Below are 553 nucleotides of genomic sequence, written 5' to 3'. Positions count from 1 at the left end.
ATCAATACGGGCGGTTTCGCGGTCGAGGGTGGCCGCGATGGCGGCTTGTTCTTCTGGTGGAGGGAGCGCTACTGGAGCATTACCAATAGTATTTTGATTCAGGCCATATCGGGTTATTCCTGGCGACTCAACAAAGAAGTGAGCTCTTGTATGATCCGACTGAATCGAACGATGGATATAGCTTCCATAGTTATCATTTAAGGCACGAATCATAGTGAGATGATAGCCACAAACCACTCCAGGCATATCATGTGGAACAAAGGCAGGAATCCCTATGTCGGATGGGTCTTCCGAATCCTTCGTGATAATGACATCGCCTTTTTTCAGAGTGAACTGCTCAATCTCGTGGGCGCTGGCAGTAGCCTGCATAAAAGGCATACCATCACTGATGAACTCGTTGTAATAAACATCCGTGTAGTTACAAAGCTCAACTGCCTGCTGGTCTTCATAGCTCTTCTTGTCAACGCCACTATTAGCGTAACGTCCGACATGACGTAGCCTTTTCACCTCCCAATGCTCCGGCACCTGCCCAATCCACTCAACGCCGGAATCC

At 48.8% G+C, this 553-nt stretch carries 1 protein-coding gene; it reads right to left on the bottom strand.

The features are described 5' to 3' along the window. Positions 1-553 (bottom strand): restriction endonuclease subunit S (locus KTN04_RS16665; RefSeq protein WP_217336344.1); only part of this gene is annotated, 553 nt, incomplete at both ends.

The organism is Marinobacterium weihaiense (assembly GCF_019061305.1).
GTDB classification, from domain to species: Bacteria; Pseudomonadota; Gammaproteobacteria; order Pseudomonadales; family Balneatricaceae; genus Marinobacterium; species Marinobacterium weihaiense.
Note: the sequence above shows the minus strand (reverse complement) of the source record. Positions and strands in the feature narration are given on the sequence as shown.